Genomic DNA, 7,536 nt, shown 5'->3' on the forward strand with positions numbered 1-7,536 from the left:
ACCAAGGTCGGTGGCAGGAAGGTCTCGTCCAGGGAGACGCCGCCATCGGCTCGAATCCCCTTGAGGTCGGCTATCGGCAAGGCCGTGTAGCCACCGACCGACTTGCCGGGTGCGAGCAGCAGCGCCTGCGGCCGGGCAATTTCGATTTCTTCAGGGTCTGAACCGCCCTGGACGGCGTCACGCACCGAAACGATCCGCCCATGATATCGCGCACCCGAGGCGGCAGCGTGTGCCGGATCGAAGCCGACACCGCCCGGAGGCTCCAGCGGCAAGGCGATCAGCACCGGTCCGGCGCCCGTGTCAGGGGTGACCGGCAGCGGTCGCGGCGCGTCCATCATGTCCGGGATGGAAAAAGGTGTCCCATCCGGAAAGATGCCCCGCGCGGACAGGATCGAGATCTGGCCGGCTTCCAGCAACGCCTGGTCCAGCGTCAGCTGTTGGAAACCGAACGTATGCAATTGCCCGGCCTGCAACGCGCCGCGCACCGTCGCCTCGAAAAAGCGATCCTGCTGCTGGAAATGCTGGGTCCGCAGGAAAAGCCCTTCGGACCATAGCACCCTGTTTGCATTGCTCATGCCGCTACTCTCTGCATCGAGCTCCCCTTGCCCTTTGCCGCTAGGCGGAAATGCCGCCGCTGCCAAGCGTGACGTTGATCGTGAATTTCGATCCCGACGACACCGACTTAGTTGTCCGCCAGTTCCGGCCGCCGGGCTCGCGGATCAGAGCAACAAAGCCCAGCGCCGTCGCGTCCGGCTCGACCGTGATGGTTTTGGATGCGGATTTTCCCGGCCCGACGGAAATCTGGTCGGATCCGATGAGATCGCCCGCCAGCGCCGTGCCGGCATCCCCCTGCAGCGCGAAATAGTCGGCGGAATTGAATTTGCCGGTGCTTTTCAGCCGCATCACCAGGATCGTTACCGGCCGGTCGCCGCCGCCTGGTCCCGGGTTCATGCCAGCACCGCCGTTTACGTTGACGGTGATCACCGATGGTTTCGGCGGACCACTCTGGCAAGCCGCAAGCAACCCTGTCGCGCCCAAGGCAACAACAAATTCACGTCGATCAATCATCTCTCACTCCTCCTCATATGCATCTCGAAAATCAGCGCCGATTTCGCCAAGGAAGCTCTTTTCAGCACTCTCGGCGATTTCACGATGGCGCTTCTGGTAAAGTTCCCACAGCTTGGCGCCCCGCCCCCCAGAGAGAAGGGTTCCGATCGCGGAATTCGATTTCAGCTCTTCCTCGATCACTACCGGGTCAAAACGGTCGATCATCCGCCGCATGGCGGTCTGTATGCCTCGCCAGGCGCGTACGTGATGTTGCGCGAGATCGCGCACCGCATCGGTGATTGCCGCTTCACCGCCGAGAAATCCTGGGCTGCGCTCAGCGATAAGCGTTATGATGGCGTCGTCGACGGTCGGCAGGAACTTGAGCGGATTGACTTCGGAGGCCCCGACCATGGTCTGCGCGACGCGCGCGTTTCCCTTTTCCTCGGCCCGCTTGCGCAGAAGCTGCATCAGGCCTTCCATCATCATCCGGTATTCGCGACCGAACTTCTCCATTTCCGCGATGCTGTCGCGTCCGGGGAAATCGGCTTCCTCGACACCCATGCCATGCAGGAATGCGGCGCGAAGCGCCATCTCCTCCGGCCGCGCCGCACCCAGCGCCGGGGCGGCTTTGGGAGCAGCACCCACACGTGGTGAAGCAGGGGTAGCTGCGGGCTGCACCGGCAAATCCCAGGGATTGGCTGATTGGGATCGCTGGGCGATGCGCTCGCGCTGTTCGATCGAACTGGCGCCGTTCGCCGAACTGAGCGTGGCGGCTGGTCCGAAAGCAAAGTCATCATGGGTTCCGGACGGCTTGTCACGGGCGGCTTGGGCTGCGCGGTCGGGGGACGGTACCGCGTCGAGGCTGAACGGGTCCGCTTGGCTCGCCGCGCCGCCCGGTTCGCGATAAGGGGCGGGATTTTTCGACACCGGCGTCGAAACCGGATCGAGGCTGAACGGGTCATCGAAAGCGGCCGAGTGGCGCTGGTCGGAGTTGGCACGTTCGAATGCACCCGCAACCGGCTGCTCGAAAGGGTTCGGCAGATCGGCCGGACGTGGCCGTCGCGGCTCTTCTTCGACCTTGGCGGAAAAGAAGTCATCGCGACCGATGCTCACCGGGGCCCGGGATGCTGGCGGCGCGCGTTCCGAAACCGGCTGGCCGGCCGCTGGTGCTTGAGTGGCTGGCGTTTGCAGGTCGACATGGACGACGTAGTCGCCCAATCTCAGCCGCATGCCACTTTGAAGGCGCGTCGACTTGCCGGCACCGAGCGGGCTGTCGGAGTCGTTTATGAACAATCCGCTGCTCGACGTGTCGGTGACGAAATATCCATCTCGCCCGCCAGAGATCTTGCAATGTGCCCTTGAAACGAACATGTCGGGATCGTTGATCTGCCAACCCGCGTCCGCGCTGCGGCCGATCACCAGCTCACCCTCGTCAAGCCGGGCCTGCCGCACAGCCTGGGTGCGTGGCCCTTGCTCCAGTGTCAGCAGCAGGCTCATGCCGCGACCCCCGTCATTTCCGGCCGCCATCCGACGATTGTCCGCAGCCGCATGTCGTCAGCATCGCCCCTTTCGATGGGTCGCGCAAGCCAGGCGGTCCGCCCGAGCCGAACCGCTCCGATTTGGGGCGGCGGTACGGCTTCACGCGCAAGCACGATGCGCAGATCGACGTCGAGCGACTCCCCGACCATGTCGCGAACGGCCTGCTTGAACAGCTTGAGCCGCTCCCCGCCAGGCAGGAACGCCTTGAACTCCTCATACCCCAGCGGGCCGACACGCAGTTCGATCCTGCTTTGGCGGCTGAAAACGCGTGGGCCGATCGTCGCGCCCTTGCCGAGCCCTGCAAAGGCCTTTGCAAGACGGGTCTGGAGACCGGTTGGTACTGTTATCCAGGCGGAGATGAACTCCTTGATCTGTACCGGCGCCTTGAACGCTTCCGCCAGGAACAGCGTCAGCCGTTCCGGGCCGTCGACCTGATTGGCCAGCGAAGCCGCCTGCCGAAGCTTCACCGTATCGAGATTGGGGTCCTGCGTGCCGGGAAGTCCGATCCCGGCCATGGCTTCAAGCATGGCGCGAACGCGCCCGCCGACCGCGCGTTCGGCCTGCACGGCCGGGTGCGCATCCGCCCACGCCCGATAGTAGAGGGCGATCATACGGTGCTGCAGAATGTTGACGAAGTCGACGAACGTCGTGTCGCTGGTCAGTTGTGCCTCGGCGCCGGCGAACCAGCGTTGCGAGAGCCGGTCGAGCACCCAGCGCGTCAGATGCAGCGGCATTGGACCCTCAGGTCCCAGCAGACCAAAATTTGCCACCGTGACCCGGGCCGGTGCCGCATCGCGGGCTTCGCGGAACACAACCAGGTCCCGTGCGGAAAAGGCGAGGCGTACATGCTGGCCGAGCCGTGCCGGCTCACGGTCGGGACGGCCGGAATGGCCGAACAGACCGTTCCGTTGTTCGAGGCGGCGCAGCAGTTCGAAAAAGTCGAACGTCTCGGACAGACCTTCGGCCCTGTTCGGGCCGGGCGTGTCTAGATCAGGTAGCGATTGCCGGGCGTCATCGGCCATGGCACATCCTCCTGCTTCTGCAGCAGCCGCGTGCGAGTTCGCACGAAGCCGTTTATCCCGGCGTGACGAGCAAACAACCGCGCCAGCAAGGCCGAAAGCAGCAAGGTACTTTGGCCGGCCAGGACCGATTGATCAACATGCAACGTGACTTCGGTACCGCGTCCAAAGCACATCGGTCCATCGATTTGCAGACGTTCGATGACCGGCTGCGAGTCGATACGCACGATCGAATGCACATTTCGGGCAAGGCTTGGATCGCCGCGATCGGCATAAAGGTCGAGTAGCGCATGCAGGGGATCGATGCCGCGGCCTTCTTTGGCAAGACTGAGAAAGTTGAGCGCGAGCTGCGCCACCAGCCGCCAGGCGAGATCATCGGCCCGCGATTCCCCGTCGGCCCCAGCAGGCAGTGCCGCAGGAATAGCTGGCTGCGGCGCACGCAAGGCGCCAAGAAGCCTCACGGTTTCGACCGGGTCGCCGGCCTCTAACGTCAACGTCGGATTGTCATCGAGGATCGGCAGATCACGATTGGTGCAAAGCGCCATCACGTCGAGCCGCTTCAGCGGCCGGGTCGCCGGCCTTACGAGCGGCCGGGACACGGCCAGGAAAACGTCATCCCCGGTATAGGACGTTCGCGTCAGGCCTTCGCGGCGCTCCTCCTCCATCGCGCGGCGAGGGCGCCTTTCGGTCGAATAGACCCAACCACTACCGCCGTTCTGACCCAGGCTGAAGAGCTCGGGGATTTCAGCGTCGTTACCTTCCGTGTCGGCGTCCTCGACGCGGATGACCCGGTAGATTTCGAAGTCACGCGCCCGCGTCCGGTCCGCATGCAACACCTGGCGCGTCTTGCGTTCATCGACTTCGACGACGTTGCACTCGCGTTCGAACAGATTGATGATCGGTGTCGCGAAAAGTTCGAAGTCCGCCGGCGTCAGATCGGCCAGCTCGGGAACCGTGCGTTTGAACAGGAAAATGATCTCGAGTCCGGCCGCGCATTGGCGCACGACAGGCTGCAATCCCAAAACCCGTGCATAGTGAAAACGCTCGGGCATCATGAAGTATTCGCGCAGCAACCGGTATCCTTCGAATGTCGGGCGGGTGCGCGGCATCAAGGCCTCGTCGTCGCTGATGCCGATCATCTCGGGTGCCGGCAACGGCGACAGCGGGTTGGTCTTGCCTTCCGGTCGCGCTGCTGTGGCCGTGCAGGCGCCGAAAATCGCATCGAACAGTAGCGGCGCCTTGGTGCGTCCGGCAAAATAGAGGTCAAGCCGGTCGAGAGCCAGTTCGTCGAGCTTGCCTTTTCCGGTCCTGGCCAGCGTGAGGCGGAGCGCCGACTCGCCGCTGACACCGCCGATCGGTCCTATGCCAGCCATCGCCATCGCACTGCGGTCCTGAAAAAAGCTGACCGAAGTGACCGCGATCGGCCATAGAGTCATTTCCTGGGCGGTTGAGAAAATGCAGCGCGTTGACAGGCCTGGCTGCAGGCTGGAAACCAGCCGTGTGTTGCGCTTGACGACGTGGCCGGCCAGCATGGTCTGGACCTGCTGGCCGGGTTTCAGCACCGCCATCGCCGTTGCCGGCGCCGGCGTGACCAGATCGGGATAGAGAACGTCGAGCACACTGCGGGAAAATCGCGAGCGCTCGGCATCGACCTTTAGCCGGGTGCGCGCGGCCAGGAAGGCTACGCCATCGAGCAGGCGCTCGACATATGGGTCCGGACACGGCACCGTATCGAGGGAAAGGTTGCGCGCCACCGCCGGATGCATGTCTGCGAATTCCGATGCAAGAGCGCGGATATGGCTCAGTTCCTCCTCGTAATATTCGACGAAGACCCGATCCATCTCAGGCCTCCCCAATTTCGGTCCGCGCCAAACCGTTGTCGAGATTGATCGTGGTGCGCAGGCGCATGCGTTCGGGAGTCGGGGTCATGATCAGAACGGCGTCTATCTCGATCTTCAGGCCGACGGTGTTGTCGCCAAGCGTGACCGTTACCTTTGTTGCGCTTTCCTTCAGGCGGGGCTCGAAGGTCGCGAGCACCATGCGGATCTCACGTGCCAACACCTCGCGATCGAAGTCGCGCGACGAGCGGCCCGAGAAGGAGGGCACGCCGTAATTGACCACGCTGCGGCGGACCTCCGGGAAATCGGCAAGCGAAGGGGGATTGTCCGCAACCTGTTCATTTTCCAGGTCGGAAAGAAGCGGCGTCGCCTCGAAGCGCTCTGTGTTGAAGAGCGCCTCGATGTCACGCCGTACCGCTTCCCTGAGCACGCGCGCCGATACCACCACGCCACGGCTTTCGATTTCGACGCGGTGCTGGGTCTGAACGGCCAACCGATGCAGACGGCGTTTCTGATCCGGTGTCAGTACCACATCGGCGTCGATGGCACGCGTGCTGCCGGCAACGAGTGTGTCGAGACGGTCCGCGCCAAGCTCGTCGAGCAGGACATGGCGCAGCCCGTCTATTTCCGAGGTCAGGCCCGGCAGATCATTGACGAGACGATCCCAAAGCGACGGCTGGACGGCTTCGCTTTTCGCCCGCAAGCTGCCAGTGGTCTGCTGCATGCCCGCGCCGGGTCGCCGAACCTCACTTGCCGACATAGACATCCATTTCGGCTTCATCATTGCCGTCATAGACGAATTTGATCTTCTTGTAGGCGAAGCTGACCTCTTCCTGGATCAGGTCTTCCTCATCCTCGGCCTGCGACATGTCGTATTCCATGATCGAGGCGTCGGTGAGGGTAACGACCAGGTAATCCTTGGTCTCGCCATCGATGGTCCGGCGGGCCGAGAACACCACCTCATCAAGGGCCTTGTTTTCGAACAAAGCCTTTTTCAGATAGGGCGATGATTTGTCGTAGTGCTTGGTGAATTTGATCATCCCCATGGAGACGCGGCCACGGCGTGACAGCGAATTGGGATCATAAGGTGCGACCATCTTGTAGTCGACGCCATGGATTTCAATCTCGTCATCGTGGCCGTCGCGGGTGCTGGGGCCTTTGATATCGGGAACCTTCAGGAAGCCATCAATCTTCGTAGTCGGCATTGTGTTTCTCCACCGCTTTCAAAAAACCAGGTTGTCGTTGCTGCGATCAAGTCTTAACGGACGGTAGTTCCGAGACCAGTCGGAGCGACGCATTGATGCCCTCCAGCTGGTAATGCGGGCGCAGATAGAAGCGGGCATTATAATAGCCCGGCCGCCCCTCCACGCTGTCCACCTGGACCTCGGCGGCGGCAAGCGGGCGCTTGGCGCGCGCCTTGTCGTCGGCAAAGGCCGGGTTGGCCAGCACGTATCGATTGATCCACTCGGTCAACCAGATCTGCATGTCGGCGCGCTCCTTGAACGAGCCGACCTTGTCGCGCGCGATCGCCTTGAGGTAGTGCGCAAAGCGCGAGACCGGGAACAGGTAGGGCAGGTTGGCGCTCAGCCGCTCGTTCGACTGTGCATCGGGGTCGACCAGCCGCCCCGCCCGCGTTTCGTCGTCCTGCAGCGAGTGTGCTCCGATGAAGGCCGCGAGATCGGTATTCTTCCGGTGCAGGATGGGCATCAAGCCAAGCTTGGCCAGTTCCGCCTCGCGCCGGTCGTCGATGGCGACTTCCGTGGGACATTTCATCGCGATCGAGCCATCATCGGTCGGGAAGCTATGCACCGGCAGGTTGAGCACCGTGCCACCATTCTCCACGCCGCGGATCTGCGTGCCCCAGCCGAAAAGCTTGTGACTGCGGTTGATGTTGACGCCCATCGGGAAGGCGGCGTTCATCCAGACATATTTGTTGTGATCGCCCTCCACCTCTTCCTCGAAGGTGAAACCCTTCACCGGAACGGTATCGGTGCCGTAGGGCAGCCGCGCCAGGACGCGGGGCATGGTCAGGCCGATGTAGCGAGCGTCCTCACTCTCGCGCAACGACTGCCACGAGGCATAGGCGGGGTTGG

General features: G+C 62.9%; 8 protein-coding genes. All 8 read right to left on the minus strand.

Going from position 1 to position 7,536, the window contains the following annotated elements:
• Nucleotides 1-575: type VI secretion system baseplate subunit TssK (gene tssK / locus EN943_RS32410; RefSeq protein WP_164778488.1), on the minus strand; the 575-nt coding region annotated here is incomplete at its 3' end.
• A 40-nt stretch (nucleotides 576-615) separates the two neighbouring features.
• A complete protein-coding gene (tssJ, locus tag EN943_RS32415) occupies nucleotides 616-1,068 on the minus strand; it encodes a type VI secretion system lipoprotein TssJ (protein WP_024504481.1) in 453 nt (150 codons plus the stop codon).
• 3 nt (nucleotides 1,069-1,071) lie between these two features.
• Entirely contained in the window at nucleotides 1,072-2,544 is a 1,473-nt protein-coding gene (tagH, locus tag EN943_RS32420) for a type VI secretion system-associated FHA domain protein TagH (RefSeq protein ID WP_027163186.1), read from the minus strand.
• Nucleotides 2,541-3,608 (minus strand): type VI secretion system baseplate subunit TssG, encoded by a 1,068-nt coding sequence (gene tssG / locus EN943_RS32425; protein ID WP_024504479.1) that lies wholly within the window; start codon nucleotides 3,606-3,608, stop codon nucleotides 2,541-2,543. Before tssG ends, tagH begins: the two co-directional genes overlap by 4 nt.
• On the minus strand, nucleotides 3,572-5,446 hold the full coding sequence (gene tssF, locus EN943_RS32430; protein ID WP_127416066.1) for a type VI secretion system baseplate subunit TssF: 1,875 nt from the start codon (nucleotides 5,444-5,446) through the stop codon (nucleotides 3,572-3,574). The genes tssG and tssF overlap by 37 nt, the downstream gene beginning before the upstream one ends.
• 1 nt (nucleotide 5,447) lies before the next feature.
• Nucleotides 5,448-6,203, minus strand: coding sequence for a type VI secretion system baseplate subunit TssE (tssE, locus tag EN943_RS32435; RefSeq protein WP_013525306.1), 756 nt, complete (start codon nucleotides 6,201-6,203; stop codon nucleotides 5,448-5,450).
• Nucleotides 6,190-6,648, minus strand: coding sequence for an Hcp family type VI secretion system effector (locus tag EN943_RS32440; RefSeq protein ID WP_013525307.1), 459 nt, complete (start codon nucleotides 6,646-6,648; stop codon nucleotides 6,190-6,192). Before EN943_RS32440 ends, tssE begins: the two co-directional genes overlap by 14 nt.
• A gap of 46 nt (nucleotides 6,649-6,694) precedes the next feature.
• The coding region (gene tssC / locus EN943_RS32445; RefSeq protein WP_127416067.1) for a type VI secretion system contractile sheath large subunit at nucleotides 6,695-7,536 on the minus strand (842 nt) is incomplete at its 5' end.

Source organism: Mesorhizobium sp. M7A.F.Ca.US.006.01.1.1 (genome assembly GCF_003997935.1).
Taxonomy (GTDB): Bacteria; Pseudomonadota; Alphaproteobacteria; order Rhizobiales; family Rhizobiaceae; genus Mesorhizobium.

What these genes read in the sequence shown, in the direction of transcription:
- tssJ (WP_024504481.1), bottom strand. Translation starts at nt 1,068, where the DNA reads ATGATTGATCGACGTGAATTTGTTGTTGCCTTGGGCGCGACAGGGTTG.
- tagH (WP_027163186.1), bottom strand. Translation starts at nt 2,544, where the DNA reads ATGAGCCTGCTGCTGACACTGGAGCAAGGGCCACGCACCCAGGCTGTG.
- tssG (WP_024504479.1), bottom strand. Translation starts at nt 3,608, where the DNA reads ATGGCCGATGACGCCCGGCAATCGCTACCTGATCTAGACACGCCCGGC.
- tssF (WP_127416066.1), bottom strand. Translation starts at nt 5,446, where the DNA reads ATGGATCGGGTCTTCGTCGAATATTACGAGGAGGAACTGAGCCATATC.
- tssE (WP_013525306.1), bottom strand. Translation starts at nt 6,203, where the DNA reads ATGTCGGCAAGTGAGGTTCGGCGACCCGGCGCGGGCATGCAGCAGACC.
- EN943_RS32440 (WP_013525307.1), bottom strand. Translation starts at nt 6,648, where the DNA reads ATGCCGACTACGAAGATTGATGGCTTCCTGAAGGTTCCCGATATCAAA.